Annotated in this window: 23 protein-coding genes; 8 read left to right on the top strand and 15 right to left on the bottom strand. The window is 62.8% G+C overall.

Annotated features, from left to right (window positions below):
- The first annotated feature begins 83 nt into the window (after positions 1-83).
- From I7X09_RS10555 to I7X09_RS10540, 4 genes are read left to right on the top strand one after another with little or no spacing between them, the layout of a single operon-like run.
- Positions 84-1,664 (top strand): FAD-binding oxidoreductase, encoded by a 1,581-nt coding sequence (locus tag I7X09_RS10555; protein ID WP_133727401.1) that lies wholly within the window; start codon positions 84-86, stop codon positions 1,662-1,664.
- 47 nt (positions 1,665-1,711) lie between these two features.
- Complete coding sequence (locus I7X09_RS10550) at positions 1,712-2,578, top strand: diacylglycerol kinase (RefSeq protein ID WP_044480093.1); 867 nt, start codon at positions 1,712-1,714, stop codon at positions 2,576-2,578.
- Positions 2,579-2,624: 46 nt separating this feature from the next.
- A complete protein-coding gene (locus I7X09_RS10545) occupies positions 2,625-3,452 on the top strand; it encodes a potassium channel family protein (protein WP_133727070.1) in 828 nt (275 codons plus the stop codon).
- Between the two features lie 47 nt (positions 3,453-3,499).
- A complete protein-coding gene (locus I7X09_RS10540; RefSeq protein WP_200316692.1) occupies positions 3,500-4,186 on the top strand; it encodes a TetR/AcrR family transcriptional regulator in 687 nt (228 codons plus the stop codon).
- A gap of 6 nt (positions 4,187-4,192) precedes the next feature.
- Here I7X09_RS10540 and I7X09_RS10535 read toward each other — a convergent pair whose 3' ends face one another.
- The gene (locus I7X09_RS10535) at positions 4,193-5,377 is read right to left on the bottom strand and encodes a metallophosphoesterase (protein WP_133727069.1); all 1,185 of its coding nucleotides are present in this window, start codon (positions 5,375-5,377) and stop codon (positions 4,193-4,195) included.
- Positions 5,378-5,498: 121 nt separating this feature from the next.
- On the opposite strand from I7X09_RS10535, the gene I7X09_RS10530 reads away from it, so the two are divergent.
- Positions 5,499-6,131, top strand: coding sequence for a GyrI-like domain-containing protein (locus tag I7X09_RS10530; protein ID WP_095968533.1), 633 nt, complete (start codon positions 5,499-5,501; stop codon positions 6,129-6,131).
- A gap of 17 nt (positions 6,132-6,148) precedes the next feature.
- On the opposite strand, the gene I7X09_RS10525 is transcribed toward I7X09_RS10530, so the two are convergent.
- The 6 genes from I7X09_RS10525 to I7X09_RS10500 all read right to left on the bottom strand — a co-directional run bounded on the left by I7X09_RS10525 (position 6,149) and on the right by I7X09_RS10500 (position 11,249).
- Positions 6,149-6,541, bottom strand: coding sequence for an RNA-binding S4 domain-containing protein (locus I7X09_RS10525; RefSeq protein WP_003940158.1), 393 nt, complete (start codon positions 6,539-6,541; stop codon positions 6,149-6,151).
- 24 nt (positions 6,542-6,565) lie between these two features.
- Entirely contained in the window at positions 6,566-7,468 is a 903-nt protein-coding gene (locus I7X09_RS10520; RefSeq protein ID WP_234036877.1) for an oxygenase MpaB family protein, read from the bottom strand.
- A 137-nt stretch (positions 7,469-7,605) separates the two neighbouring features.
- Entirely contained in the window at positions 7,606-8,454 is an 849-nt protein-coding gene (locus I7X09_RS10515; RefSeq protein WP_020909078.1) for a 3-hydroxybutyryl-CoA dehydrogenase, read from the bottom strand.
- A gap of 92 nt (positions 8,455-8,546) precedes the next feature.
- On the bottom strand, positions 8,547-9,704 hold the full coding sequence (locus tag I7X09_RS10510; protein ID WP_003939784.1) for an acyl-CoA dehydrogenase: 1,158 nt from the start codon (positions 9,702-9,704) through the stop codon (positions 8,547-8,549).
- Between the two features lie 159 nt (positions 9,705-9,863).
- A complete protein-coding gene (locus tag I7X09_RS10505) occupies positions 9,864-10,556 on the bottom strand; it encodes a TetR family transcriptional regulator (protein ID WP_095968854.1) in 693 nt (230 codons plus the stop codon).
- A gap of 72 nt (positions 10,557-10,628) precedes the next feature.
- Positions 10,629-11,249: a TetR/AcrR family transcriptional regulator gene (locus tag I7X09_RS10500; protein ID WP_124567781.1), complete on the bottom strand. Its 621-nt coding sequence runs from the start codon at positions 11,247-11,249 to the stop codon at positions 10,629-10,631.
- 117 nt (positions 11,250-11,366) lie between these two features.
- Here I7X09_RS10500 and I7X09_RS10495 point away from each other — a divergent pair, with 117 nt between their 5' ends.
- Positions 11,367-12,707 (top strand): cytochrome P450, encoded by a 1,341-nt coding sequence (locus I7X09_RS10495; protein ID WP_200316690.1) that lies wholly within the window; start codon positions 11,367-11,369, stop codon positions 12,705-12,707.
- Between the two features lie 15 nt (positions 12,708-12,722).
- On the opposite strand, the gene I7X09_RS10490 is transcribed toward I7X09_RS10495, so the two are convergent.
- Positions 12,723-14,327, bottom strand: a complete 1,605-nt coding sequence (locus I7X09_RS10490) for an AMP-binding protein (RefSeq protein WP_200316688.1) — start codon at positions 14,325-14,327, stop codon at positions 12,723-12,725.
- Positions 14,328-14,458: 131 nt separating this feature from the next.
- Here I7X09_RS10490 and I7X09_RS10485 point away from each other — a divergent pair, with 131 nt between their 5' ends.
- Both I7X09_RS10485 and I7X09_RS10480 read left to right on the top strand, forming a co-directional pair.
- Entirely contained in the window at positions 14,459-15,325 is an 867-nt protein-coding gene (locus tag I7X09_RS10485; RefSeq protein ID WP_200316686.1) for a helix-turn-helix transcriptional regulator, read from the top strand.
- A 115-nt stretch (positions 15,326-15,440) separates the two neighbouring features.
- Entirely contained in the window at positions 15,441-16,868 is a 1,428-nt protein-coding gene (locus tag I7X09_RS10480; protein WP_200316684.1) for an amidase, read from the top strand.
- A gap of 30 nt (positions 16,869-16,898) precedes the next feature.
- Here I7X09_RS10480 and I7X09_RS10475 read toward each other — a convergent pair whose 3' ends face one another.
- The 7 genes from I7X09_RS10475 to I7X09_RS10445 form a co-directional block, all read right to left on the bottom strand.
- The gene (locus tag I7X09_RS10475) at positions 16,899-17,579 is read right to left on the bottom strand and encodes a 3'-5' exonuclease (RefSeq protein ID WP_200316682.1); all 681 of its coding nucleotides are present in this window, start codon (positions 17,577-17,579) and stop codon (positions 16,899-16,901) included.
- A 120-nt stretch (positions 17,580-17,699) separates the two neighbouring features.
- Positions 17,700-18,833, bottom strand: a complete 1,134-nt coding sequence (menC, locus tag I7X09_RS10470) for an o-succinylbenzoate synthase (protein ID WP_200316680.1) — start codon at positions 18,831-18,833, stop codon at positions 17,700-17,702.
- The gene (locus tag I7X09_RS10465) at positions 18,823-19,644 is read right to left on the bottom strand and encodes a GNAT family N-acetyltransferase (protein WP_021345496.1); all 822 of its coding nucleotides are present in this window, start codon (positions 19,642-19,644) and stop codon (positions 18,823-18,825) included. The genes menC and I7X09_RS10465 overlap by 11 nt, the downstream gene beginning before the upstream one ends.
- Entirely contained in the window at positions 19,622-20,785 is a 1,164-nt protein-coding gene (locus tag I7X09_RS10460; protein ID WP_200316678.1) for a M20/M25/M40 family metallo-hydrolase, read from the bottom strand. The genes I7X09_RS10465 and I7X09_RS10460 overlap by 23 nt, the downstream gene beginning before the upstream one ends.
- Complete coding sequence (locus tag I7X09_RS10455; RefSeq protein WP_200316677.1) at positions 20,782-24,141, bottom strand: serine hydrolase; 3,360 nt, start codon at positions 24,139-24,141, stop codon at positions 20,782-20,784. The genes I7X09_RS10460 and I7X09_RS10455 overlap by 4 nt, the downstream gene beginning before the upstream one ends.
- Positions 24,138-24,929 (bottom strand): ABC transporter ATP-binding protein, encoded by a 792-nt coding sequence (locus I7X09_RS10450; RefSeq protein ID WP_003940215.1) that lies wholly within the window; start codon positions 24,927-24,929, stop codon positions 24,138-24,140. The genes I7X09_RS10455 and I7X09_RS10450 overlap by 4 nt, the downstream gene beginning before the upstream one ends.
- Positions 24,926-26,806, bottom strand: coding sequence for a dipeptide/oligopeptide/nickel ABC transporter permease/ATP-binding protein (locus tag I7X09_RS10445; protein WP_234036876.1), 1,881 nt, complete (start codon positions 26,804-26,806; stop codon positions 24,926-24,928). Before I7X09_RS10445 ends, I7X09_RS10450 begins: the two co-directional genes overlap by 4 nt.
- Position 26,807: the final 1 nt, after the last annotated feature.

Raw genomic sequence — 26,807 nt, 5'->3', positions numbered from 1 at the left:
CGATCAACCGGGATGTTTACACATCACACAAATATGTAACACTAGTGTCTATGAGCACCGAAAAGTCTGCCTTGCAACCGCCGATGCAGTGGGACGCCTGGGGCGATCCGGCCAAGAAGCGTGAACTGTCGGACGCAGTCACATCACTGTTGACCGGATTTCTCGGTGTCTCCGCACCGACGCGATCGCGCCTCGCGATCGAAGACGTCCAGGTGGTTCCGTCCGCTATGGCTCAGTCGCACGTCGAAGCGCTGGCCGGGATGGTCGGGGCGGAGTACGTCAGCACCAAGGATTCGGATCGAATCCTTCGGGCCGGTGGCAAGAGCACCCCGGATCTGCTCCGCCGTCGTAGCGCCGAGCCGCAGGACGCACCGGACGTAGTCGTCACTCCAGGGACAGACGCAGAGGTCGAACAGGTTCTCCGATACTGCTCTGCCAACCGGATCGCAGTGGTCCCGTTCGGTGGTGGCACCAGCGTCGTCGGCGGGCTCGATCCCATTCGTGACGGGTTCGACGCAGTTCTATCTCTCGATCTGCGCAGGTTCGATCAGCTCGTCGGGTTGGACGAGGAATCGGGTATCGCGACGTTCGGCGGCGGAACCACCGGTCCACGCGCCGAGGAGCTTCTGCGTGAGCACGGCTTCTCGGTGGGGCACTTCCCGCAGAGCTTCCTGTTCGCCACTCTGGGCGGGTTCGCCGCCACCCGTTCTTCGGGGCAGGCGTCGGCTGGATACGGGCGCTTCGAGGACATGGTTCAGGGCCTCACCGTTGTCACCCCGAGTGGCGTGATCGAGACCGGGCGTGCGCCGGCATCCGCTGCAGGCCCCGATCTGGGTGAGCTTTTTGTCGGCTCCGAGGGCACGTTCGGCGTCATCACGCACGTGCGTGTAAGGGTTCACCGCCTGCCCGAAACCACCGTGCGCGAGGGATGGAGCTTCCCCGACTTCGCTACCGGCGCAGCCGCATTGCGTGAGCTGGTTCAGGAAGGATCGGCTCCGACCGTCCTGCGGTTGTCCGACGAGGCCGAGAGTGGCGTGAATCTGGCGACCACCGACAAGATCGGTGAGAACGCCTTCACCGGTGGTTGCCTCGGGATCACCACCTACGAGGGCACGGCTTCGCACACCGCTGAACGGATGGCGGAGGCCCGCGCAATTCTCACCGCTCACGGTGGAACTTCGCTCGGTGAGGAGCCCGGAAATAGTTGGGAGCACGGGCGATTCGATGCACCGTATCTGCGTGACGCTCTCCTCGATGTCGGTGCGCTGTGTGAAACCCTCGAGACGGCGACCACCTGGGGCAACCTCGCGAACCTGCGCTCCTCGGTCACCGAGGCACTGACGAAGGCTCTCGTCGAGCAGGGTACTCAGCCGCTCGTCATGTGCCACATTTCGCACACCTACAAGACCGGCGCTTCGCTGTACTTCACAGTGGTCAGCGCGCAGACCGAAGACCCGATCGCTCAGTGGCACAAGGCGAAGACTGCCGCGGGCGATGCGATCATTTCGGCCGGCGGCACGATCACCCATCATCATGCAGTCGGCGCTGATCATCGCCCGTGGATGAAGGACGAGATCGGCGAATTGGGCGCGAATATCCTTCGCGCAGTGAAGAATGCAGTGGACCCTGCCGGCATCCTCAATCCTGGAAAGCTGATTCCGTGACCGAAACCCGCAGTCAGATCGAGAAGGTTACCGTCCTGATCAATCCGATGGCGGGGCATGGTCACGCGCCTGCGGCCGGACGCAAAGGTGTTGCGCGACTGCGTGCTCGGGGAGTTGCCGTCACCGAGATCATCGGAACCGACGCCGACGACGCCAAGAAGTTGGCGCGTCGTGCGATCGAGGAAGGTACCGACGCGCTGGTGGTGGTCGGCGGCGACGGCGCCATCAGTATCGGATTGCAGGCTGCTGCCTTGACCGACACGCCCATCGGGCTCATCCCGGCAGGCACCGGTAACGATCACGCCCGTGAGTTCGGCATTCCCACAGGCGATCCCGAGGCAGCCGCCGATGTGATCGCCGACGGCGTCGTGCAGCAGTCCGACCTGGCGAAGATCACGCTTGCCGACGGTTCCGTCGTCTGGTCGGGAACGATCATCGCGAGCGGATTCGATTCGCTGGTCAGTGAACGGGCCAATCGGATGTCCTGGCCCAAGGGGCCGATGCGCTACAACTTGGCGATGCTCGCCGAGTTGGCGAAGATGAAGCCGTTGCCGTACCGGATCGAACTCGACGACGAGGTCATCACGGTGGACGCGACGCTCGTGGCTGTCGGCAACGGGCGCTCGTACGGTGGCGGCATGCTCATCACGCCAGGAGCGTCGAAGTCGGACGGGTTGCTGGATCTGACCGTCGTCGGGCACGGTTCGAGGTTGCGTCTGGTGCGCCTGTTTCCGCGGGTGTACAAGGGAACTCACGTCTCCTTGGATGCGGTGCAGACGTATCGGTCGAAGAAGGTGCGGTTGGTCTCCGAGGGCATCATCGCCTACGCGGACGGCGATCGGGTGGGGCCGTTGCCCATCACGATCGAGGCAGTTCCCATGGCGCTCAACATCTTGACGCACACTCGGATCTGAGTCGGTTCTGCCGGTCACGCGGTAGCAGTGGTGTAAGACTTCTCGGATGAACGAATCGACGAAGTCGGTGCACCGCCGCACTGCGTGGACGTCGGAGCGGTGGCAGCTCACCACCGACATCCCCTTGACCGCTGCGGCCTGCCTGTTCTTGGTGGCGTACGCGTACCAAGTCCTGGCGCAACCGACTGGCTTCCCGCATCGCCTGACCGAATGGATCATGTGGGCCGCGTGGGTCGTATTTGCCGTCGACTACGCAGTTCGCCTGTGGTTGGCTCCTGCTCGCGGTCGCTGGTTCGTCAGGCATCTCTTGGATTTGGCGATGGTGGTGCTACCCATGCTGCGTCCCTTGCGCCTCCTTCGACTGGTCACCCTGCTTGCTATAGTCCACCGCTCGAGCGGGCAAAGCTTGCGTGGACGAGTGGTTGTTTACGCCACCGGGGCTACGGCCTTGCTGATCGGTGTCGCGGCACTGGCCATGCTCGACGCCGAGCGGCACGCTGAGGGCGCCGCCATCACGTCGTACGGGACGGCGTTGTGGTGGGCGATGGAGACGGTTACGACCGTCGGTTACGGAGACATGGCTCCTGTCACTACAACCGGGCGCCTGATCGCCGGAGCGTTGATGATCGGCGGAATTGCATTGCTGGGCATCGTAACTGCCACACTCGCTTCCTGGTTGGTCGAGCGAGTGGCGGAACAGGACGAGGCAGGGCAGGCCGCGACGCGTAAGCAGGTGGCAGATCTGTCCGTGGAGGTCCGAGCTTTGGCCACCCGCACGCACCGAGTCGATCTCGCGTCCGTCGATACCGATTCGCTGCGTCGCGAACTGGCGTCGAGGGGAGTCGTGGCGCAGCATGCACCTTCGGACAATTGACCCGCAGTGCAGCAAACAATAGAACGATGGTCTGATAATCTTACGTGATGGTGGCGACCCACGGATTCCAGCGCGCGCGCAGGCCCGAGCAGATCGAAGCACGTCGGTGCGCGATTCTCGATGCAGCCCGCGCGATGCTCGGGTCCAGACCCGTCGCCGACATCAGCCTGCGTGAGCTCAGTGAGAGCGTCGGCCTGGCGAAGTCGAACGTGCTCCGGTACTTCGACAGTCGCGAAGCCATCTTTCTCGAAGTGCTCGACGAGAACTGGGTTGCGTGGTTGGACGGGTTGTCCGAGTCGTTGACTCCGGCCGGTGACGAGTCACCGTTCGCCGCTGAAATTCATGTGGCATCCGCGGTTGCGGAATCGCTTGTCTCACAGCGGTTACTGTGCGAGTTGATGAGTGTCATGGCCGGTGTTCTCGAAAGAAACATCTCCGTCGACTTCGCCCGTGACTTCAAGAAGCGGGCGACGGTCAACTCGGGAAGGTTTGCGTCGCTGATTCATTCGCAACTGTCCCATCTCTCGGAGGGCGACGCCGCTCAATTCGCCAAGGTGACCCTGGTGATCGTTGCCGGCTTGTGGCCGACCGCCGAGCCGACTGAATCCATGGTCGTCGTACTGAACGAGATGCAGGCGCCCCCGGCCTCCGACATGTTCGCAGTCGGCCTGCGTGAAGGTCTGATCAACCAGCTCGTCGGGTTGTCGGCGCGAGCGGCAACCCGAACGAGCTGAGAACGATCAGGCGCTGTGCAGCGTCAGAACGGTTATCTCGCTCGGTGCGAACACCCTGAAGGGCGGACCCCAGAATCCGGTTCCCCGGCTGGTGTACAGCTGCGTACGTTCTCCGTGCCTGGTAAGCCCGTGTACCGACGGTTGATCGAGTTTCACCAGAAAGTTGAAGGGCCAGATCTGTCCGCCGTGGGTATGACCGGCGAGCTGCAGATCCACTCCCGCAGAAGCGGACTGAGTAACCTGCTTCGGTTGGTGGGCGAGCATCAGGATCGGCAATTCGGGGTCGGAGCCGGCCAGGGCCATGTCGAAGTTCGCGCCGTGCCCGTCGAGTTTCGATCCCAACGCTGTCGCATCGTCGACTCCGGCGATGACCAGTCTGTCTCCGCCCTTGGTGACCACGAGGTGGCGGTTGTGCAGCGCGTCCCAGCCGATCGAGGTCATGTAGTCGAGCCACTCCTGAGCCTCGTGGAAGTACTCGTGATTGCCGGTCACGTAGACGCGAGCGAGCCTGGCTTCGACCGATGCGAGGGGCGTCGCTTGGCCGAGGCGTTGCTCTACCGTTCCGTCGGCGATGTCACCGACGTGGGCCACGATGTCGGCGTCGAGATCGTTGACTGCCGCGATGACGCGCTCGGACCACTTCTCGCGATTGATCGGCCCGAAGTGAGTGTCGGTGATCGCGACTACCCGAAGTTTGTCCATCCCCGCACCAAGGCGAGGGATGGTGACGTCGACCTGCTTGATCCGTGGCAGTCTCATGGCTTCCCGGTGGCCCCAGATCAGCAGAGCGGCCGAGGTGATCAGGGCCGCAACGGCAACGATTCTCGATCGAAGCGGGTCATCCACGCCGCCGACGAGCAGTCCGAGTCTCAGGACTTCGCCGAGCAACGTCCACACGAACACGACCCAGATGATTCCGAGGAGTGCGTCGCCGACCAGGCGAATGGGATCACGATCGGTGTGTCCGTGGCTGAGCACCATGGTGACAGGCAGAGTGACCAGGAGGGCGGCAAACAGAACGGTGCCGAAGACTGTGACTGCCGTCGGCCAGTCCGGTCGGACGAACAAGCTCCACCACGGATACACGAACAATAGAGCCAAGATCGACGCGACAATCGCCGAAATAGCCACGATCCGCAACGGTCTGCGACGTGCTGCTGGGGCGACGTCGGTCGTCTGGTGTGTAGTCACCCCGTCCAGAGTAAAGGTCCACTGGTCTATTAACAAGGGGACGCTGGTTCGCTATTCGGTTGTCGGCACCTTCGGCTAGTTTCCTGATGTTGAACTTGGTCCGAGCTCAGGTAGGTGCCGCATGGAGAAGTACGACGTCAAAAAGGTCTACAAGGAACTCTATTCGCCCGGGCGCCGCGATTTTGCCCTCGTGACCGTTCCACGCTTCGGCTACTTCGCTGTCGACGGTCACGGCGACCCCAACACTGCCACCGAGTACGCGGACGCGCTCGAAGCGCTGTATTCAGTGTCGTACTCGACAAAATTCGCGAGCAAGAAGGAACTGGATCGCGACTTCGTCGTTGGCCCGCTGGAAGGGTTGTGGCGGGCAGATGATCCCGAAGTGTTCGTGACACGGGACAAGGCGTCGTGGGATTGGACGATGATGATCTCGCAACCGGAATGGATCACTCAGGCCGAACTGTCTGGGGCGATCGCCTCAGTTCGAGCCAAAGCGGTCCGCGCCAAGAAGAACGTGGCGGCTTTGGACAAGGTGCGGTTCCTCGAATTGGAGGAGGGCCTGTCCGTCCAGATTCTTCACGTAGGTTCCTACGACGACGAGGCTCCCACCCTTGACCGCTTGCACAATACGTTCATCCCGGCGAACGGCCTGAGCTTCAACGGCGATCATCACGAGATCTATCTCGGTGACGCTCGCCGGACAGCGCCCGAGAAACTGAAGACGGTTCTGCGTCAGCCTGTTTCGAGGTCGTGACGCGTTCGAGGCGGTGGTTACGGCTCGAGGCCGCGCAACTTCTCGAGGTCACGTCGCTCGCGCTTGGTCGGTCTGCCGGCGCCGCGATCACGTCGCGGAATGGACGCAATCAGTTCGGGAGGCGGTGGGGGTGGTGAATTGTCCTGCAGGCAATCGGCGGCCAGCACCGCGCTGACTCGCTTCGTGATCGGCTTGACCACGACGACAATGCGTTCGATGCCGGATACACGCACCCGCACCTCGTCGCCGGCTTTCACCTGCTGAGCCGCCTTTGCCGACGTTCCATTGACCCGAACGTGTCCCGATCGGCAGGCCGTCGCCGCCTGCGAGCGTGTCTTGAACAGCCGAACCGCCCACGTCCAGCTGTCCACGCGGACACTGATCGCGTCGGAGGGGAGATGAGCTGGCACGCACTCCAGCCTACCGACGAGCGCTCACAGACCCTGCGCGCGGATGCCCGAGTAGGCGCGCGGTGCATACCGCAGTCGTAGCGGCAGCAGATGCCAGAATCGATCTGTCAATGTCAGGAAGCGGGCGAACCAGAAGTACATCCGTTCGTCGCGCAGCGTCCACTCCCATTCGAGGGTCTCACGCGCCTTCGCCGGCATCAGTGCCTTGCCGATCCAGTTCGCCACAGCCATCGTGGGGCGTGAGGTAAGACGCCACAGCCACGTCGGAACCTTCGGAGCAGGCGCGATGTCGTGCTCGGCGATGCGCGTCGACCATTTTGTGGTGTGGGTGTTGATCAAGTGGTTGTTGAGCATGTCTTCCCAATACGTGCGGAAGCTGGCGTAGTCGTCGAAAGCCGGCCGATCGGTGAGTCCGTAACAGCGCCACCAGGTTACGGCCTCACGGACAAGCTGGTCCTTCTGCTCCGCCGTGAACTTCCTGTACGCGAATCGCTCGTTGAAATCGAGAATCACCTCGAAGAACGTGACGTGTGTCCACCAGAAAGTGTCAGGAGCGAGGGCGTGGTAGCGCCCGCCGGTTTCGTCGATCCCTTTGAGATCGGTGTGGAAGTTGCGAACAAGCGTGCCTGTGCCCTCTTCGGTCCGGTCGTACACGACGCCGTAGATGGGCGGCAGTGAGCGGAACAGGCGGTCGAGCGGGTTGTCGAAGAAATTCGAATGATCCTGCAGCGCTCCACTTACCGCGGGGTGCATGTTCTGCAGGGTGCCTGCGCGTCCGAGATACAGCAGACCGCGAACGTCGCCGAAGTGTGTCCATGTCAGGGAGCCGGGGCCGATCGGATCGGCTCGTAGTTCTCGAGGCTTCGATCGACGAGTGCCCGTGTCTGCATCGCTGCTCATCTGGGTGGCCCCTCCGCCTGCGCTCATGTGACAACGGTTGTTGTCACATGATGACTTTTGCTGCGCCACGCGAATTTGTCAATGGATTCGACAAGATCTGTCCGAAACAACTCCGGCCCCTCACCTGCAACAGGTAAGGGGCCGGAAGAGTGAAGCGGGCGGACTCAGGCGTATTCGTAGAAGCCGCGACCGGTCTTCTTTCCGAGGCGACCGGCGTCGACCATGCGACGAAGCAGCGCCGGCGGAGCGTAATGCGGTTCTGCGAATTCCGCGTACAGGGACTCGGCTGCTGCGAGGGCAATGTCGAGACCGACGGTGTCGAGGAGCGTCAGCGGGCCCATCGGGTAGCCGCAGCCGCCCTTCATGGCCTCGTCGATGTCTTCTGCTGTGGCGTAGCCGGATTCGAGCATCCGGACTGCCTGGCACAGGTAAGGGATGAGCAGAGCGTTGACGATGAAGCCCGAGCGGTCGCCCGCGCGGACCGTCTTCTTACGCAACGTGTTCTTGGCGTAGTCGGTGACGGCGAGGACGGTCTCTTCGGACGTCGTGAGGCTGACCACGATCTCCACGAGCGGCATGACCGGCACGGGGTTGAAGAAGTGAACGCCCACAACCTGGCCGGGGCGCGAGGTGGCCTTGGCGATCTTGATGACGGGGATCGACGAGGTGTTGGTCGCCAGAATGCCTGCAGGCTTGACGATCTTGTCGAGCTTGCCGAAGATCTCGTACTTGAGAGCTTCGATCTCGGGAGCCGCCTCGATCACCAGATCGCGATCGGCGAACTCTTCCATGTCCAGGGTGACGCGAACGCGTGCGATGGCGGCGTCGGCGTCTTCCTGCGTGATCTTGCCCTTGGCTACGCCGCGGTTGATCGACTTGGCGATCCGTTCGCGAGCAGCGGCGGCAAATTCTTCCTTGGTTTCGAGCACCAGTACCGAGCTACCGGCTTTTGCACAAACTTCGGCAATGCCGGCACCCATGGTGCCGCCGCCGATTACGCCTACGAGTTCCACGATTCTCCTCAAGATTCTTCAGACAGGGGACAAGCCCCCGTGCGCGGTTAAGGAGTCTATGGACTGCCTAACCGCGCACAGGGCCGGAGGCCCTACTTCAGTAGCGCACGCGACATCACGACGCGCTGAATCTGGTTGGTGCCCTCGTAGATCTGCGTGATCTTGGCGTCGCGCATCATGCGCTCGACCGGGAAATCGGTGGTGTAGCCGGCGCCACCGAACAGCTGCACGGCGTCGGTGGTGACCTCCATGGCAACGTCCGAAGCGAAGCACTTGGCGGCGGCGGAGATGAAGCCGAGGTTCTTCTCGCCGCGCTCGGCGCGGGCAGCGGAGGTGTAGACCATAAGGCGTGCTGCTTCGACCTTCATCGCCATGTCGGCGAGCATGAACTGAACAGCCTGGAAGTCGCTGATGGACTTGCCGAACTGCTTGCGGTCCTTGGTGTACGCCAGAGCCGCGTCGAGTGCGCCCTGGGCGAGGCCGACAGCCTGTGCGCCGATGGTGGGACGCGTGTGGTCGAGGGTCTCGAGTGCCGTCTTGAAGCCGGTGCCCGGTTCGCCGATGATGCGGTCGCCGGGGATGCGGCAGTTCTCGAAGTACAGCTCAGCGGTGGGGGAGCCCTTGATGCCGAGCTTCTTTTCCTTCGGTCCGACGACAAAGCCCTCGTCGTCCTTGTGGACCATGAAGGAGGAGATGCCGTTTGCACCCTTGTCGGGATCTGTGACAGCCATGACGGTGTACCAGGTCGACTTGCCGCCGTTGGTGATCCAGCACTTGGAGCCGTTGAGGATCCAGTCGTCACCATCAGCCTTCGCGCGGGTACGCATCGAGGCCGCGTCGGATCCGGCTTCACGCTCGGACAGCGCGTACGACGCCATTCCGCCGTTGACCAGATCCGGGAGCACCTTGGACTTGAGCTCTTCGGAACCCTTGAGGATCAGGCCCATGGTGCCGAGCTTGTTCACGGCGGGGATCAGCGAGGAGGAGCCACAGACGCGGGCAACTTCCTCGATGACGATGCAGGTGGCGACGGAGTCGGCGCCCTGCCCGTCGTAAGCCTCGGGAACGTGGATGGCGTTGAAGCCCGATGCGTTGAGAGCGGTGAGTGCTTCCTCGGGGAAGCGTGCGTTCTCGTCGACGTCCTTGGCGTACGGCGCGATTTCCTTCTCGGAGAGTCCGCGGATAGCAGCCCGCAGTTCGTCGTGCTCTTCGTTCAACGCGAAGAGATTGAAATCCGGGTTTCCTGCCATGGGAACGCTCCTTGGTGAAGGTGGCTTGAAGGCGGTTGGTGCGGCTCCGGCGTTACCGACGAGATTCGCGGACAGACCGGTGCCAATGACCCCAGTCAAACACGGCACTGAGTGCCAGGTCAAGGGATGGGTGTGTGAAGTTTCGGTGCACGAGGAGTGTCAGCCGAGTTGTTCGTGGATCTTTCTGCTGATCTCCTCGGCAGAAGTGCCCGGGGGAAATGCTACTACCAGCACGGACTTCGATTCCGGCGCGCTGGTCTTGGATCCAGGGGCCACGCCGTACGTCCGCCGAACGTCGAGCAGTGCTTGACTCAGCGCATCGGCCGTGGCGTCCTCGTCACCCTTGATCATGCTTCGCAGGAGGTAGTTGTGGCACGCGGTGACAGCTGCGGCAAAACCGACAACCTCGAGGACAGGTTCGCGGGGGACAGCGCTGCGTAGGTAGTCGACGAAGAGGCGCTCGTAACGGAATCCGGTGACGAGCTCGCGGTCGCGAAGAGCGGGGACGTGCTGTACGACGCGGTATCGCCGCATCGACAGGTCACGGTTCCGGCGGAAGAAATCGAAGACCAGTCCCGCCGCCTCGCACACCGATGCCCAGGGGTCGGCGGAATCGGACGCCAGGAACTCGGCCACGTGTTCGAGGAGGGACTCGTGATCGGCGAAGATCACGTCTTCCTTGGAGCGGAACTGCCGGAAGAACGTCCGACGTGACACGCCCGCGGCAGCGGCGATCTGCTCGACGGTGGTGGCTTCGTACCCGTTCTCCGAGAACAACCGGATCGCTTGAGACGCGACGTGTACCCGAAACTGTGCGGGGTCAGTTCCGGGCAGGTCTGCGCGTTCACTCATGGGGACAAGTATTGCGCCTGTTCGCGCCATCCCGGTGTGGCGGGCAGCAACCGCATGCCGATCGGTTCCATCTCAACGGTGTGCGGTGGACGTGAATTGGTAAGTTGCCGCCTCGACGATCTCGTCAGGGGTAATAGCGATCTCCTCGTTCAGCCACGCGGTGACCAGTTCGGCAAGGCCCCCGACGAAGAGCAGTCCGTTGATCTGACCTTGATGAGGTGGCCAAGCTCGGTCGCCGTACATTCGCGTGGCTTCGTCCGCGACCATCTGGGCGAAGCCGTGCAGTACCGCGCGCCGGTGTGCGCGAAGCGGTTCGTATGCAGCGGATTCGATCATTGCCACACGCCCCTTGCGGGGATCGTCGGTGAGGAGGCTGACGAACGACGTGATGGCATCTCGTGCGCGCTCCTCGAGCGTCCCCTCGCTCGTTCGTAGCGCGGCCAGGCCGGCGTCGCGAACCTCGTCGGCAATTCCGTCCAGGATCTTTTCCAGCAGTTCGTCTCTGCTGGAAAAACTTTCGTAGAAGTAGCGTTCCGTCAACTTCGCTCGCGCACAGATCGCGGTCATCGTGGCGCCTCGACTGCCCGCGGCCGCGAACAGTTCCAACCCTGCCTCGAGCAAGCTCTCGCGCCGCAGTGCTGAGCGCTGGTCGCCGCTCAGGCCGGCATACCGCCGCGGCGTAGGAGAAGTCATAGGTCGATATTGACAGACGCTTCGGTGTGACGCAGACTACAGTCAATCTGACAGGGGCTACTGTCAGATTGAGCGAGAATAGAGGTCACAGTATCCAAGATCCTGGCTCGTCCCCCCATGAACTCGCAGTTGCAACCGATTTCGGGCCGTTCCGGGCTGCCCCTGGTCGGACACGCGCTCGCCTACATTCGCGATCCGCTCGCTCTGATGCAAGAGAATTGGGATCGATTCGGTGAGGTGTCCTGGTTCTCGATGGTCGGTCGGAAATGGATCGCTGTACTCGGGCCTGACGCGTGTCAGGAGGTGCTGCAGAACAAGGATCGGGCATTCGTCAACAGCGACGGCTGGTCGGTACTTATCGGCCCCTTCTTTCACGGCGGGCTGATGCTGCTCGATTCGGAGGAACATCTACGACACCGTCGAATCATGCAGCAGGCGTTCACCCGGACACGGATCGAGAAGTCTGTCGACGCTCTCAATCCCGCAATCGACTCGGCGCTCGACGCGTGGTCGCCCACTGACGAATTCCGTGCCTACACGGCATTGAAGACACTGACCCTCGATCTCGCGACCGACATCTTCATGGGCGGGGTGGAAGGAAGCACCGAGAGTGAAATATCCTCGGTGAAGAAGGCTTTCGTCGATTGTGTCCAGGCAGCAACCTCTCTGATTCGCTACCCGGTGCCGGGGACGCGATGGAAGCGCGGCCTGGACGGCCGGCGGGTTCTCGAAGAGTTCTTCCGTCGGTACCTGCCGGCGCGTCGAAATCTCGAAACCGACGACCTCTTCTCCGTGCTCTGTCACATCGAATCCGAAGCGGGACAACGCTTCAGCGACGACGAAGTGATCGATCACATGATCTTTCTCCTGATGGCCGCACACGACACTTCGACGATCACCCTGTCCACGATGATGCAGTACCTGGGGCAACACCCGAAGTGGCAGGACAGGTGCCGCGCCGAGTCGCTCGCCCTGGCGACCTCGACGCCGAGTTATGCAGATCTGGACGGCCTGAGCAGCCTTGACCTGGTGATGAAGGAATGCCTCCGACTCGTCTCGCCCGTACCGGTCATGGCGCGGCGAGCGGTCCGCGACACTCGAGTACGCGGTCACTTCGTGCCTGCGGGAACGTATGTTTCCGTCGCCCCTCACTTCACACACCACATGGCGCAGTACTGGCCCGATCCCGAGCGTTTCGATCCCGAGCGTTTCGCCGAGAATCGACGCGAAGACAAGGTTCATCGGTACGCGTGGGAGCCGTTCGGCGGTGGAGTGCACAAATGTCTGGGGATGCACTTCGCCGGCGCCGAGATCAAGGCGATCATGCACCACCTCCTCACGCGCTTCGACTGGAACGTCGACGCAGATTACGTCGCTCCGCTCGACTTCACGTCGTTGCCTTTCCCTTCGGACGGACAACCTGTCGATCTGCGCCGGCGATATTCTCCGGTGCGCTGAGACCCGTCGGCAGAGTTACTTCGACGCACGCAGTTCGAACTTGAGAACCTTGCCTGTCGGGGTGCGCGGAAGGTCGAGCGGGAAGACGATGTCGCGGGGAACCTTGTACCCGGCCAGCAAGGTGCGGGTGTGCTCGACGATCTCTTCTGCGGAAGCCTGCAATCCCTTGCCCAGCACAACGAATGCCTTCGGACGCTCGCCCCACTTCTCGTCGGGGACGCCGACGACTGCCACGTCGACCACGGCCGGGTGACTCATGATCGCCTGCTCCACCTCGACCGTGGAAATGTTCTCGCCGCCCGAGATGATGATGTCCTTCGCGCGGTCCTTGAGCTGAATGTAACCGTCGGGATGCATGACGCCGAGGTCGCCGGAATGGAACCAACCACCGGCAAACGCTTCGGCGGTCGCGGTCTCGTCTCGGTAGTACCCGAGCATCACGTTGTTGCCGCGGAGCACGATCTCACCCATCGTCCGACCGTCGGCGGGAACGTCGTTCATCTCGGCATCGACAACGCGGGCATTTTCGGCCTGCACCATGCCGACTCCCTGGCGGGAGAGCAGTGCGGCGCGCTCGGACTGCGGCTTGTCGTCCCAGGCTTCCTGGTACTCGCAGATCGTGTACGGACCGTACACCTCGGTGAGGCCGTAGACGTGAACGACGGTGACGCCGATGTCTTCGAGTTTTCCGATGATCGTCGGCGACGGCGGAGCCCCGGCCGTCGTGATGCGTAGTGCGTCGACCTTGTGGGCCTGCTCGGCATCCGCGATGGTCGAGCAGACGGTGGGGGCGCCGCACAGATGTGTCACGCCCAGATTGTCGATGGCATCCCAGATCGCGTCGGCGCGGACCGCACGGAGGCAGATGTGTGTGCCGGCGGCCTGGGTGACGGCCCAGGGCGTGCACCACCCGTTGCAGTGGAACATCGGCAGCGTCCACAGGTACTTCGTCGATCCGTCGAAGCCGTTGTGGAAGGTCTCGCCGAGCGAGTTCAGGTACGCCCCGCGGTGGGAGTACATGACGCCCTTGGGTTTTCCGGTGGTGCCCGAGGTGTAGTTGATGGCGATGCACTGCTGCTCGTCGTCGACGCCCCAGTACAATGGCTGATCGGCGAGTGCTTCGGCTTCGGCAATCAGATCGGCGTACTGCCCGGTGACGATTCCGGCGGGGACCTCCGGGTACGGCACGGTGGAGTCCGGGATCTCGATGATCTCGCGAAGGCTTGCGACGTTTGTCTTGGACGAGGAGACAGAGCCGACGAATTCGGAGTCGACGAACAGGATCGCGGTTCCCGAATGATCGAGGATGTACTCGAGCTCAGGTCCGGCGAGACGCGAGTTCAGGGCGATCAGGACCCCACCGGCGAGCGGGACGGCAAAATGCGCGAACAGCATCTCGGGAACGTTCGGCGCCAGGTATGCAACGCGGTCACCGGGCTGAATGCGCTCACGTAGGACGCGGGCCAGCGCGGCGACCTCGTCGCCGAACTCTCGGTACGTGTACGTCCGGTCGCCGTGAACTACGGCGGTGCGATCGGGGAACACCGCAGCGCTGCGCTCGAGAAAGCGCAGCGGACTGAGCGGGGTGTTGTTGGCTGCGAGAGCTGTCGAGACAGACACGGTTCCTCCGAAGGCGACGTGACACGGTTGGTGTCACGATAAGTGTGATCGGCACTACAAATGGCCTGGATGCACGCTATTGCCCAGCCGAAGGTGCCGCTACCCTCTGAATTGGGTACGTGGAGGTGAGAGTGAGCAGGGTACTGAGACCGAGCGACGACGACGCGTTGCGCGCCGAACTGCGTCGGCTGCACCCCAGAACCGAGTTGCCGGTTCTGTTCGGCGGCTGCGTCAGCCACCGGTCGCTGACCATCACCGGTCACGTCGGCACGCGCAGCAACATCCTGCGAAACCTTCGGATCGACGCCGAATGCGGACTCGGCGGTCGGGCGATCGCAGAACAACGACCGGGCGCGGTCCAGGACTACGCGAACTCGTCGCACATCACTCACGACTACGACTACGAAGTGGGCACCGAAGCGATCGAATCCTTGATGGCGGTGCCGATCGTCGTACGCGGGGTTACCCGCGGAGCGATCTACGGAGGACTGCGTGCCAACCTGCCGATCGGAGACGTGATTGCCGAGACGATGATGCGATCGTCGTACGCGTTGGCCCGCGAATTCGAGATCCGCGACGAGGTGGATCGGCGGGTGGCGATGCTCGATACCGCTGCGGTGGAACATGGTTCGAACCGAGACGCCCAGATATCCGAAGGGCTGACCGAGAGCGTTCTGGCGCTCGGCGAGATCGCGGCGAACCTCGAGGACACTGCTCTCAGCGCACAGGTCCATGCCGTCGAGGCCAAGCTGCGTGCTTTGGTGTCGCCGAAGCCTTCGACGAACACTCCAGCTGTGAACAGTGTCGTCCTGTCGCCACGCGAGCGGGAGGTGATGGGCTACGTCGCTCTCGGACTGCGCAACGCCGAGATAGCCGAGAGGTTGTCGTTGAGCGTCGAAACGATCAAGACGTACATGCGGAATCTGATGGGAAAGCTCGATGTCCGCAGTCGTCACGAAGCTGTTGTGGAAGCGCGGCGGCAGGGTTTGATTCTGTGAGGGCTTGATTCTCTGATCGGTCCCGCCAAGCGGAATTTCGGAACTGCGTCGCCGTCCCGGTTGATATGACGGACCTCACTATCGGCAGAGTTCTACACGAGTGATGAGGGCATCGATGCAGGATTTGTTCGACAACAACGACATGACCGGCCTTGCCGAAGCGATCAAGAGCGGTGACGTCTCAGCCAAGGAAGTCCTCGAGTTCAGCCTGGACAGACTCGACGAGCGCAACCCTGCAGTCAATGCGGTGATCAGTGAGCGTCGCGAGGAAGCGCGCAACGAAGTATCGAACGGCCTGCCGGAAGGTCCATTGCACGGCGTCCCGTTCGTGATCAAAGACCTGGGCTTGGACGTCGCAGGATTGCCGAGCACCAACGGATCTCGATTGTTCGCCGACGCTGTGGCAGAAAAAGATTCGACGCTCGTGGAGCGATACCGTGAGGCCGGTCTGGTTGTCATCGGCAAGACGAACACCCCGGAGTTCGGTAAGAACGCGAGTACCGAACCTGCGCTGTTCGGGCCCACCCGCAACCCATACGCCCTCGATCGTTCACCCGGCGGATCTTCGGGTGGCACGGCTGTAGCGGTTGCCGTCGGGATCGTGCCCGGCGGCCATGCCAGTGACGGCGGTGGATCGATCCGTATTCCCGCATCGGCCTGTGGCTTGGTAGGCCTCAAGCCCAGCCGCGGACGCACTCCGACGGCACCGGCGCGCACGCTGTTCTCCTCGCCGATGAGTGTTCATCACGCACTCACCCGAAGTGTCCGCGACACTGCGCTGCTTCTCGATCTGTCCGCCGGGCCGACAGTGGGCGATCCTTACGTGATCCTGGCGCCGAGGCGGCCCTACATCGAGGAAGTGGGTGCGGATCCCGGACGGTTGCGGATTGGTCTGAGCAACGTGCTGCCGGACGGCACCCCGGTGGACCCGGAGTGCGCGGCCGTCACAACCAGTGTTGCCGGCCTGCTCGAAGAACTCGGTCACGATGTCACCGAGGGCGCCCCGAACTTTCCACTCGATGCCCTTACTGCCGGACTTTCCGTGTTGATGGGCATTCCGATGACGATCGAGGTCGATGAACGGCTGGAGACACTGAACCGCGCAATCCGCGACGACGACCTCGAGCCGATGGCTCGGATGATCTACGACCGCGCGAAGTCCGAAAGTGCGACGAACGTCGTCAAGGCATTGCAGGAACTCGAGCGGGCTGCCCAGGTGATCGGTGCGTTCTTTGTCGATCACGATCTGCTGCTGACTCCGACGATGGCTCGGCCGGCAGCTCCGCTCGGACTGCTCGATATGGCAAATCCCATGTCGATCTGGGAGCATTCGGCCGGATACAGCGGCTTGACCAGTCCGTTCAACAGTTCCGGTCAGCCTGCGATTTCCTTGCCGATGGGTCATGACTCGGCCGGTGTGCCGATCGGCGTGCAGTTGGTCGGCGCGTTCGGGCGTGAAGATTTGCTGATTCAGGTTGCGTCGCAACTCGAAACGGCGCGTCCGTGGTCCATTGCGCCGGTGTGGCCGCCGGTCCCGCAGTAGCGCGCGCGACCGTCCGAGCCGGGGAGGGCGTCAGGCGATGATGCGAATCGGCCACTGGCCGTTCACATCTGCCACGTCCCTCCCTTGGGTGAGTAGGTACTCGGCGAATTCGCGTTGCCGCTCGGCATGCCAATCGGCCTGATCGACCATGAGATCGAGCCCCAGGATGTCGGGGAACCGTACGGCGAGCTCGCGGGCCAACGCCGCCGCTGCTTTGGCATCGGCCTCGGCTTCGTGGGCAGACTCGAGGGAAATCCCGTAGTGCTCGCACACGGCTGCGAGCGTTCGTTTGCCCTTGCGGAACGTGTCCATCGCGCGATCGATCACGTACGGATCGATGACCAACCCCGGAACGAAGGCGGGCTTACCGATGCGCAGACCTTCGGCATGCATGACCGTCAGATCGTAGGAGGCGTTGAACGCTACGACGGCGTGATCGCGCGCCCAGGAATTGTGCAGAGCCTCGCGAATCTCTTCGTAGCCCTCGGAGTAGTTCTGGCCGTGTTGCGCCGCGTACTCGGTGCTGATGCCGTGAATGGCCGAGGCACCGGCGGGGATGTCGACGCCGGGATCGAGTAGCCACGTGCGTGTTTCGACCTTCGCACCGTCGATCACCGCGACGCAGGCACTGACGATGCGGGCGGTCGACGGATTCCGTCCCGTGGTTTCGAGGTCGAACGCGCAGATCGGGCGATCGGACCAGCTACTCATCGGGGGCCTTTCGGTGCAGTACGTCATGTCCGAATCACTATGCACCGAGCTACCGACACAAACGACGAACAGTCACCTCCACCGGGTGAGGTGGAGGTGACTGCAGCTGACGCCGGGAACCTACAGAATCTCGGTTCCGACGGTGAAGCGCTCCATGACGTCTTCACGCGGAGTCACACCGAAGCCCGGTCCCTGCGGCACGGAGATGTGGCCGTCCTCGATGACAAACGGTTCGGTGATGTCTTCCTTGTAGAAGCGATCGGACGCCGAGATGTCACCGGGCAGTGTGAAGCCGTCCAGTGCTGCGAGTGCGGCGTTGGCGGCGCGTCCGATTCCGGTCTCGAGCATCCCGCCGCACCACACCGCGATACCGTGCGCCGAGGCGAGATCATGGATCCGCTTGGCTTCCAGGTATCCACCGACACGGCTCGGCTTGATGTTGATGACCGAAGCGGCACCGAGCGTGATGGCATCCGCTGCATCCTTGGCCGACTCGACCGACTCGTCGAGGCAGATCGGAGTCGAGAGAGACTGGGCGAGCTTGGCGTGCTGCACCAAATCGTCCTCGGCCAGCGGCTGTTCGATGAGGAGCAGTGCAAATTCGTCCAGGCGACGCAGCAACTGTGCGTCGACGAGGGTGTACGCGGCGTTCGCATCGACCTGTAGGGGCACGTCGTAGCCGAACTCCTTGCGCACCGCCGCCACGGGAGCGATGTCCCAGCCCGGCTTGATCTTCAGTTTGATTCGCACGTATCCCTGCGACAGATAGTTGCCGACGGTCTCGAGCAACTGCGGAATGCTGTCCTGGATGCCGACGGATACTCCCGAGGGAACTCGTGTGCGCGTTGCACCGAGGTATCGAGCGAAAGATTGTCCACGAGCGCGCAATTCGGCGTCGAGGATTGCCATTTCGATGGCAGACTTGGACATCTGGTGACCCACGATGTGGTGAAGCGCGCTGCCGACGGTCTCGGCGGTGAGCGGCTGATCCGACTGCGACTTACGCAGCGTCGGAACGAGATACTCGCGAAGCATCGCGCGCGCACCGGCGGTGTACTCCGAGTTGTAGTACGGATCGCTCAGCGAGCCGCACTCGCCCCAGCCGACAGTCTCCACCGGGCCATTGGGGCCGTCGGTGGTGCCACTCACCTTCAGGACGAGGGTGTTGCGCTCGAGTTGGGTGCTGAACGACGTGGTGAAGGGGGAGACGAGAGGGATGCGCAGTTCGCGCAATTCGACGGACTCAATGTGCATGGACTTGCTCTTCTCCGGTTGTCTCGCAGATTTTCGTGAACATGTAATAGCCGCTGGGGTCGAAGCCGGTCGATTGCCATTCCTTCGAGGCGATCAGTGGTTCGAGGTACTCGCGAAGCGCGTGTCGCCAGGCGAAGGCAGAAGCGCGGTCGACGGTTCTCAGATGCTCTATGTCTCTGGGTATTCCGACCGCGATGTCGACGCAGTCGGGTGGGATCGGGAGCATCCGAGGCGTCCCGTCCTCGGTGGGTTGGAGCACCTTGAATGTATCATCAACGGCCACAGAAGAACTCGGAGCTCCGTCGGCGTCGAGATCCCAGCTGACCAGCATGCGGTCGCTGGCGTCGCCGGCATTGATGCCGTCTGCCATCGATCCGTAGAAATCCGGGTTGTATTCGGCGGGTTCGGCACCGAGACGCTGGATGTTGAAGTAGGCATTTCGTGCGACGAGTGGATCGAAGGTCCACCGAATCGTCCTGACGCCGCGCTCGATGCACCAGTCACGCTGATGATGCTTGAGGGCGCGGCCGATTCCCTTGCCTGCATGCCCGGGTAGAACTCCGGCGATGTGTGAGTGCAGGACCTCGCCGAGAGGCTCGACGAAGAATCCGACGCAACCTCCGATCATTTCGCCTTCAGAGAAGGCTCCCACCACGTAATGACCACCGTGGTGAAGCGCAACCAACATCGCCGTTCCGAAATGAGCCGGTCCGGGACTTGTAGCCCAGATCTCGTCGAAAACGGCAGACAGATCAGCTATTTCGCGGGTGTCGACCAGTTCTCGAAACTCAACCGCTTTGCTTTTCGACACGAGGGCCCCCTTCAGACGTGATCGAACGAATAAGGCCCGCAACCAACGCCGTTCTCGGGGCGATAGCGGACACGAGCGCATGCTCGGTCTCGGCGTGTGCACCGCCGCCGACGCCACCGAGGCCGTCGAGGGTGGGGATGCCGATGCCGGCAGTGAAGTTTCCGTCCGAGGCTCCGCCGACGGCGAGTCCGACGGGAGGAGTCAGATCATGCTCGAGCGCAACGCGTTCCGCCAACGCCAGCAACGGTGCGGACATCGTCGCTTCGAGAGGTGGACGGTTGACGCCACCCGAGACCGTGACTACGGCTTCGGGGTGGATTGCCTGCAGGGCTCGGATGTTCGAATCGACGCGCTCCTGCTCGGCAGCGCTGGTTGCGCGTACGTCCACGTCGACAAAGGCTTCTGCCGGAACGGTGTTGGTTGTGGTTCCGGCTGAAATGACGGTCGGGGTGACAGTGGTTGCCTGCGCCGGCGAGGACAAGTCGTTGATCGCGATCACGAGGCGAGCCAGTTCGACTGCGGAGTTGATGCCCTTTTCCGGCTCCAACCCGGCGTGCGCTGCGCGACCGGCAACATGGATCCGATACAGCGACACTCCCTTGCGGACGGTCTTGAGTTCGCCACCGTCGCCGCCGGCTTCGAGGACGAGCACCGCGCCTGCGGCAAGTTCCTCGATGAGGGTTCGCGACGTGGGTGAACCGATTTCTTCGTCACCGGTGACCAGGAGTGTGATTCCGTCGAGTGCATCGTCGCCGTGCAACTCCCGGACGATCGAAAGGGCGTGAATTGCCTGAACGACACCAAGTTTCATGTCGAGACCCCCCGGGCCCCGAAGGGCTCCGTCGGTCACCGCTGCGGGTAGGCGCGTCAGGGTGCCGATGGGCCACACGGTGTCGTGATGACCGAGGAGCATCAACCGCGTCGGGGAATCGCCGAAGCGGGTCACCAGGTGGGTACGGCCTTCCGTCACTATGGACTCCGGTGTTACGCCGAGTCGTTCGTGGACAAGGTCTGACGTCCATTTCGCGCTGCGTGCAACAGCTTCGAGATCGTGCGACGGCGACTCGACTTCGATGAGCGCGATGGCATCCTCGAGGATCTGAGGAAGTTGGCGCTCGGCCAGATCGCGGAGAATGGTCATCGGTTGTTCACTCGCGGATACGCGCGGCTTCCGACGTGTAGCAATTGTGTACTCCCGGTGTCGGAGAAAGTGATCCGGATCCAACCCGCTGATTGCGGTAGTTGGGTCGCGAATACTCCAGGGTGAACTTCGATCAGGCTGAGAGAGATGGACTCTGCGCTTTCGGCGTTGATCGAAGGGTCGATGTGATCGGTGCGGCGGGCGGTCAGGGAATCGCCGGTCCTCTCCAGGACGAAATCGGCTGCAGCATCGCGGTACAGACCGCACAGTGCATCGAGTTCCTCAGGTGAGGATGTGGTGCGGGTGTGAGGGTCTCCAGGCGAAAATGCCGGTGTCACGGCGACGCCGCCGATGGAACCGATCACTTCGGCGAGAAGGTCGCCCGAGAGTGCGTCCATCGCACCGCCGTTGGCCATCAGGACTACGGCAATGCCGCAGGAGGGGACCACCCTCAAGAAGGACTGCTGTCCGAGAGTTCCGCCGTTGTGGCCATGTGCCAGCACTCCGTCCCAATTGTGCAGTAGCCACGTGGTTCCCATGATGTCTGCAGACGACACGTCACCGATCTGGCGGCGCTCCTCGAGCATCGCCAGATGAGTGGAACGCTGAAGCAGAATCGGATCCTCGCGCATCGAATCCTGCGCGAACAGGAGTAGATCTTCGGCTGTGCTGTTGATGAGGCCGGCCGGGCCCATCGAGCGAGGGATGAGGAATTGTGGTGTCTGCGCGAGATTGTCGCCACCGCCGACGTGCCCGACTGCAGCGCGGTGCAGCGCCGTCTCCTCAGGCAGGGTCGTGGTCTTGGCCAGGCCGAGCGGCTCGATGATTCGCTCGCGCAGAACCGCATCCCAACTCTTGCCTCGGAGAACCTCGATGATTCGTCCGGCGATCACGAAGCCGGTGTTGCAGTACGACCAATCGGTGCCGGGTGCGAAGAGTTGCACCGTCGACTTCAGGGCAGCAACGTAACGCTCGACGCAGTCGTCGCCGCGGCCGCCATCGATGAAGACGTCACCGTCGATGCCGCTGGTGTGAGTCAACAGTTGACGCGTCGTGACTGTTGCAGTGGCTACCGCATCGTCGACTGCGAAGTCCGGCAGTATGTTCCGAACAGGTGCATCGAGGTCGAGCAACCCTTCCTCCACGAGTTGCATGATCAGCGTGGCCGTCCAGACCTTGCTGATCGAACCCATCTGGAACAACGTGTCGGGAGTCGCCGCGACCCCCGTGCGGGTGCTGACCACACCGGACGTGACCACGGTGCGGTCGAAACCGCTGCGGGTAGTGGTCAGAATTCCCAGCGAGGCACCAGGTACCCCGTATTTCGCACTCAGGGTGTCGAGTCGGTACTGCCAGTAGTCGGGATCGACCGTGGTCAGTGCCGGCGTAGGGGAGAGGTGGCGTTCGATCCAGTCGACGAGACGAGTGCTGTAGCCCAGACGGTGGGACGGCCGACCCGTCAGCACGAAGGCATGCGACGCGTCCGGGAAGACCACCAGCTCGGTCGGGGTGCCGGCCAAACGCAGTCCACCGAACCACTGTTCTGCCTGGTTGACCGGGCAGCGGACGTCGCTGCCGCCGTGAAGAATCAGCGTCGGTGTCGTCACCTGGGAGACTCGCCCCAGCGGCGAAAGTTCCTGTACCCGAGATGACTGCGGGTCGAATTCGATCGTCTGTAGCAAAATGCCCTCGTCCGAGGGGCCGGCCGTATTCGCGATGTCGCAAACGAGGCCACCGGCGACTGCGACGGCAAACCGATCGGTGACGGACGTCAGGGCGCACGTCATGAATCCGCCATAGCTGTAGCCCGTGAGCACCAGTTGCTTCGGATCGGCTACCCCTTCGGCGACAAGGGTTTCGACCGGTTCGAGCAGGTCTGCACGATCCGCCTCGCCCCAGCCGTCCCGCACACCGTCGAAGAAGTCGTTTCCGTAGCCGTCACTTCCACGCGGATTGATCATCAAGACCGTGTATCCGAGCGCAACCAATTCCGCGTGGTACGCGTGCATGAGGGTGGGGGTACCGGTCCAGGCATTATGCGGCCCACCATGGACGTCCAGGACCAGTGGTCCGGTGCCCGTGAGGTTCGGGTCGCGCAGGATCCAACCCTGAACTCGGGTGCCGTCGCTGATGTCGAACCAACGCTCGGTGGCGACGGGAAACGCGACGGAAGTTGTCAGTTCCGTGTTCAATTCGGTGACGATCTCGACGGCGCGAGTCTCGAGATCGATGACGGCGACCTCACCGAAGGACGTCGCCGTTGCCAGCGCGACGACGGCCCGCCCGGATACCAAGGCCAGGCCGGAGACCACTGTCTGCTCTCCGATGAGAAGTGGTGAGACGGAGCCTGATCCGAAATCCACCTTGTGCAGTTCGGTGGAGCCGTGGTTGCGGATGCAGAAGACGATGTTGCCGTCCGCGGTGAAACTCGGTGCGCCACCGGGATAACCGGTCCCGCCAGGCATGACGTTTCGGTCGAGTTCGGACGTCAGGCTGCGGTCTTCCATTCGCTGGTCGCGATGCAGGACGAGAAGTTCGCTGTTGTGAATGATCGGCGTGTGCCATCCGACTGCTACGACGGCGTCGCCGGCCGGCGTCCACGCAAGTGGTCCGGCGATCCCGCGTGCGTGCCCCAACATCCGCGGAGCGGCGGCGAGATCAGTCAGCGACACGGTCCAGGCGGAACTCGCCCGCGTCAGATCGGCGTCGCCGTCCATCGCTGCGGTGAAAGCAAGTTCGGTGCCGTCGGGACTGTACGCGGGATGCGAAGCGTCCCAATCGCCGTCCGTCAGTTGCCGTAGCGACCCGGCGGCCAGATCGAACTCGAACAGGTGCGCCCGAACGCTGCCCCGGACACCGGATCCGTCGACCTTGTAGTTGAGGCGTTTCGCCACCAAGAGGTGTGACGATCCGGCGGCAGTGCGGTCGACCGGAGCACTGAAGGCGATTCGAGCGCCGTCGGGAGAGAACACCGGTGCCCCAGCACCGAGCGGGAGTTGTTCCGCGGTGGTCATCTGAACGGCGGGCCCACCGCCGGCATCGATCTTCCACAGTTGTGGTGTGCCCGAGGAATCCGGCCGCACGAAGACCAACAGCGTGGAAACGGGATGCCACGCCGGCGAGGTGTCGGCAGGACCTACCGTGAGCTGTAGTTGCGGGGAAGCCAACCAGATCGAGTGCTCGTTGGTATCTGCGCCCGGGTTCGACTCCGTACGTACGTATGCAATGCGTCCCGACGCCGATACAGCGATGCCGGTTGGTGTGACCACTGATGCGTAATCGTGGATTCGTGCCGAACGACGTTCTTCGGCACGGGGTACGGCAGCAGGGGATTCGAGAGTAGTCGGTGTTGTCATTGGAACATCGGCTCCCCGAAGGTCGGGATCGCGGACAACAGCTTTGCCGTGTACGGCTCCTTGGGCGAATCGATCACGTCGAGAACCGGCCCGTGTTCGACGATCTCGCCGCCGAGCATGACTGCGACGTGGTCACAGACATAGCGGATCACCGCAAGGTTGTGACTGACGAACAGAACTGTCAGACCTAGTTGCTTCTGCAGATCCACCAAGAGATTCAGAACCGCGCCCTGTACGGATACGTCGAGTGCAGAGGTGATTTCGTCGGCAAGCAGAACTGCCGGTGCGGCTGCCAATGCCCGTGCGAGGGCAACGCGTTGGCGCTGACCACCAGACAACGACGACGGGTATTCGTGCGCCTTCTCCACCGGAAGTTGGACGGTGGTGAGGAGTCGAGCCACCTCGGCAGCGCGGTCGCCGCGGCTGCGGCGAGCTTTGTCACGACGCTCGGTGGACCGCAGAGCCTCGGCGAGTGACTGGCCGATGGTCATTCGTGGGTCGAGGCACGAGTACGGATCTTGGAAGACCATCTGGATCCGGTGGCGCAGACGAGCCGTCGCGCCGCGGGCGTGAGCGACGTCCACACCGTCGAGAAGGATCTGGCCGGAACTGGGCTCGGCCAGGCCGACAGTTGCTCGCGCCAGAGTCGACTTTCCGGAACCCGATTCACCGACGAGCCCGACCACCGATCCGGAGGGGATGTCGAGATTGATGTTCTTGACGGCGTGGAATTTTTTCGAACCGCTACCGAGGTGGACGTTGACGTCACGGAATTCGAGCCTGCTCATCGGATCTCCTCTGCAACAGCCAACAGTTCTTCCAACTCGATGTCGGCGGTGCTCTCCTCGGCGTCGAGGCTCTCCACCTGCCAGGCTTCGTCAACGGTGGCAAGCGGCTTGTCGCGATCTGTGCTCATGGTGGGGACCGCGGCGATCAGCGCGCGGGTGTACGGATGCTTTGCACGACCGGCAATCAGATCGTCGACTGCGATGTCTTCGACGATTTCGCCGGCAAACATGACCAGGACACGGGTGCACATGCCGGTGATGACGGCCATGTCGTGCGAGATGAGAAGGATTGCGGCACCGGTTTCTTCGCGAACCTCGTGGAGCAGCCCGAGGACCTCACGCTGAACGGTCACGTCGAGCGCGGTGGTGGGTTCGTCCGCGATGATCAGAGCGGGCTTGCCCATCAGACCCATGGCGATCATCGCGCGCTGACGCATACCGCCGGAGAACTCGTGGGGGTACTGCTTCGCACGCCTGGGCGCGTCGGGGATCTTGACGGCGTTCAGTCGCTCGACTGCCGCCTTCTTCGCGTCGGCCTTGCTCATACCTTCGTGGAGCCAACCGATCTCGGCGACCTGGTATCCGACCTTGAGAGACGGATTCATGGACGACATCGGATCCTGGAACACCATCGCCATACGTGTGCCGAGTTGGCGGGCAACCTTGCGCGAAGCCGCGTTGTCCGGCCGCTTCCCGTCCTTCATCAGCACGGTGCCGTCGAACTCGATGAGCCCGGCGTCGACCACGGTGGGGTGGTCGGTCAGCTGCGCGATTGCCATGCAACTCAGTGACTTTCCGGAGCCGGATTCACCGACGATGCCCACGGTTTCGCCGCGATGAACTGTAAAACTGATGTTGTCGACGGGGCGACGCCAGTCGTCACCCGCGGGGACTGCGACGGACATGTTGCGGACGGTGAGAACTGCGTCCTCGTCGCTGGGTACCGAATCGGCCTGGGCAGTTTTCCGGTTGATCGGCTTCCACTTCGGTAGGCGACTGCTGATCGGGCTGCGAACTCCCGAGCCGCGAGCAATGGCCTCGCCGAGCAGCGTGAAGGTCAAGCCGGCGAGCACGACGGCGATGCCGGGGGCAAGTGCGGTGGCCGGGTTGACGAAGATCTTCGACAGACCTTCGTTGAGCATCCGGCCCCAGTCGAATGCAGGCGGCTGAATGCCCAAGCCGAGGAACGAGAGTCCGGCGAAGACCACGAGGCCGCTGCCGACAGCGATGCTGGCATTGACGATGAGTGGTTCACGGATATTGGGGAGAATGTGGCGGAACAGCAACCCGGGCTTGGTGACCCCGAGGATGCGTGCTGCGTCGATGAAATCGCGTCCGTTGACCGACGAAGCCAGTGCGTACGTCAACCTCGCGAACGGCGAGGCCAGGGCAAGACCGATGGCGATCACCGCGCTGCCCGCACCCTGTCCGAGAACGACCAACAGGAAGATCGCGAGGAGCAGTCCGGGGAATGCGATGGCGAAGTTGAGGAATGCCACGACCATGCGTCCGACCCAGCGGGGAGCGAGCGTCGGGAGCGTACCGAGTATCAGGCCAATTGTGACACCGAGTGCGACGGCTCCGAGAGCCATGAGCACCGACAGTCTCGCGGCGGTCATCGTGCGGGCGAAGACGTCACGCCCGCCGGCGTCGGTGCCGAAGATGTGCTCGGAACTCGGTCCCTGAGACAGCGCCTTCGGGTTGGCTGCGACGGCGGCGTCACCCCAGATCATCGGTCCGAAGATGACGAGGGCGATCAGAGCGGTCAGGAAGGTGAGGGCCAGGATTCCCAGTGGGGTGCGGAACGTTCCGACGATCCAGTGTCGTCGCGGGGGCGTCTTGGGGGCCGCAGTGGGGGCCGTAGGTGAGGTGCTCAAC

Source organism: Rhodococcus sp. P-2 (assembly GCF_016598535.1).
Lineage (GTDB): Bacteria > Actinomycetota > Actinomycetes > Mycobacteriales > Mycobacteriaceae > Rhodococcus_F > Rhodococcus_F baikonurensis.
This window is presented reverse-complemented; position numbering and strand designations above follow the sequence as displayed.

Bases quoted from the DNA above. Each gene is read 5' to 3' on its own strand.
- I7X09_RS10555 (WP_133727401.1), top strand. From the start codon at position 84: ATGCAGTGGGACGCCTGGGGCGATCCGGCCAAGAAGCGTGAACTGTCG.
- I7X09_RS10550 (WP_044480093.1), top strand. From the start codon at position 1,712: ATGGCGGGGCATGGTCACGCGCCTGCGGCCGGACGCAAAGGTGTTGCG.
- I7X09_RS10545 (WP_133727070.1), top strand. From the start codon at position 2,625: ATGAACGAATCGACGAAGTCGGTGCACCGCCGCACTGCGTGGACGTCG.
- I7X09_RS10540 (WP_200316692.1), top strand. From the start codon at position 3,500: ATGGTGGCGACCCACGGATTCCAGCGCGCGCGCAGGCCCGAGCAGATC.
- I7X09_RS10530 (WP_095968533.1), top strand. From the start codon at position 5,499: ATGGAGAAGTACGACGTCAAAAAGGTCTACAAGGAACTCTATTCGCCC.
- I7X09_RS10520 (WP_234036877.1), bottom strand. From the start codon at position 7,468: ATGAGCGCAGGCGGAGGGGCCACCCAGATGAGCAGCGATGCAGACACG.
- I7X09_RS10510 (WP_003939784.1), bottom strand. From the start codon at position 9,704: ATGGCAGGAAACCCGGATTTCAATCTCTTCGCGTTGAACGAAGAGCAC.
- I7X09_RS10505 (WP_095968854.1), bottom strand. From the start codon at position 10,556: ATGAGTGAACGCGCAGACCTGCCCGGAACTGACCCCGCACAGTTTCGG.
- I7X09_RS10500 (WP_124567781.1), bottom strand. From the start codon at position 11,249: ATGACTTCTCCTACGCCGCGGCGGTATGCCGGCCTGAGCGGCGACCAG.
- I7X09_RS10495 (WP_200316690.1), top strand. From the start codon at position 11,367: ATGAACTCGCAGTTGCAACCGATTTCGGGCCGTTCCGGGCTGCCCCTG.
- I7X09_RS10480 (WP_200316684.1), top strand. From the start codon at position 15,441: ATGCAGGATTTGTTCGACAACAACGACATGACCGGCCTTGCCGAAGCG.
- I7X09_RS10475 (WP_200316682.1), bottom strand. From the start codon at position 17,579: ATGAGTAGCTGGTCCGATCGCCCGATCTGCGCGTTCGACCTCGAAACC.
- menC (WP_200316680.1), bottom strand. From the start codon at position 18,833: ATGCACATTGAGTCCGTCGAATTGCGCGAACTGCGCATCCCTCTCGTC.
- I7X09_RS10460 (WP_200316678.1), bottom strand. From the start codon at position 20,785: ATGACCATTCTCCGCGATCTGGCCGAGCGCCAACTTCCTCAGATCCTC.
- I7X09_RS10455 (WP_200316677.1), bottom strand. From the start codon at position 24,141: ATGACAACACCGACTACTCTCGAATCCCCTGCTGCCGTACCCCGTGCC.
- I7X09_RS10450 (WP_003940215.1), bottom strand. From the start codon at position 24,929: ATGAGCAGGCTCGAATTCCGTGACGTCAACGTCCACCTCGGTAGCGGT.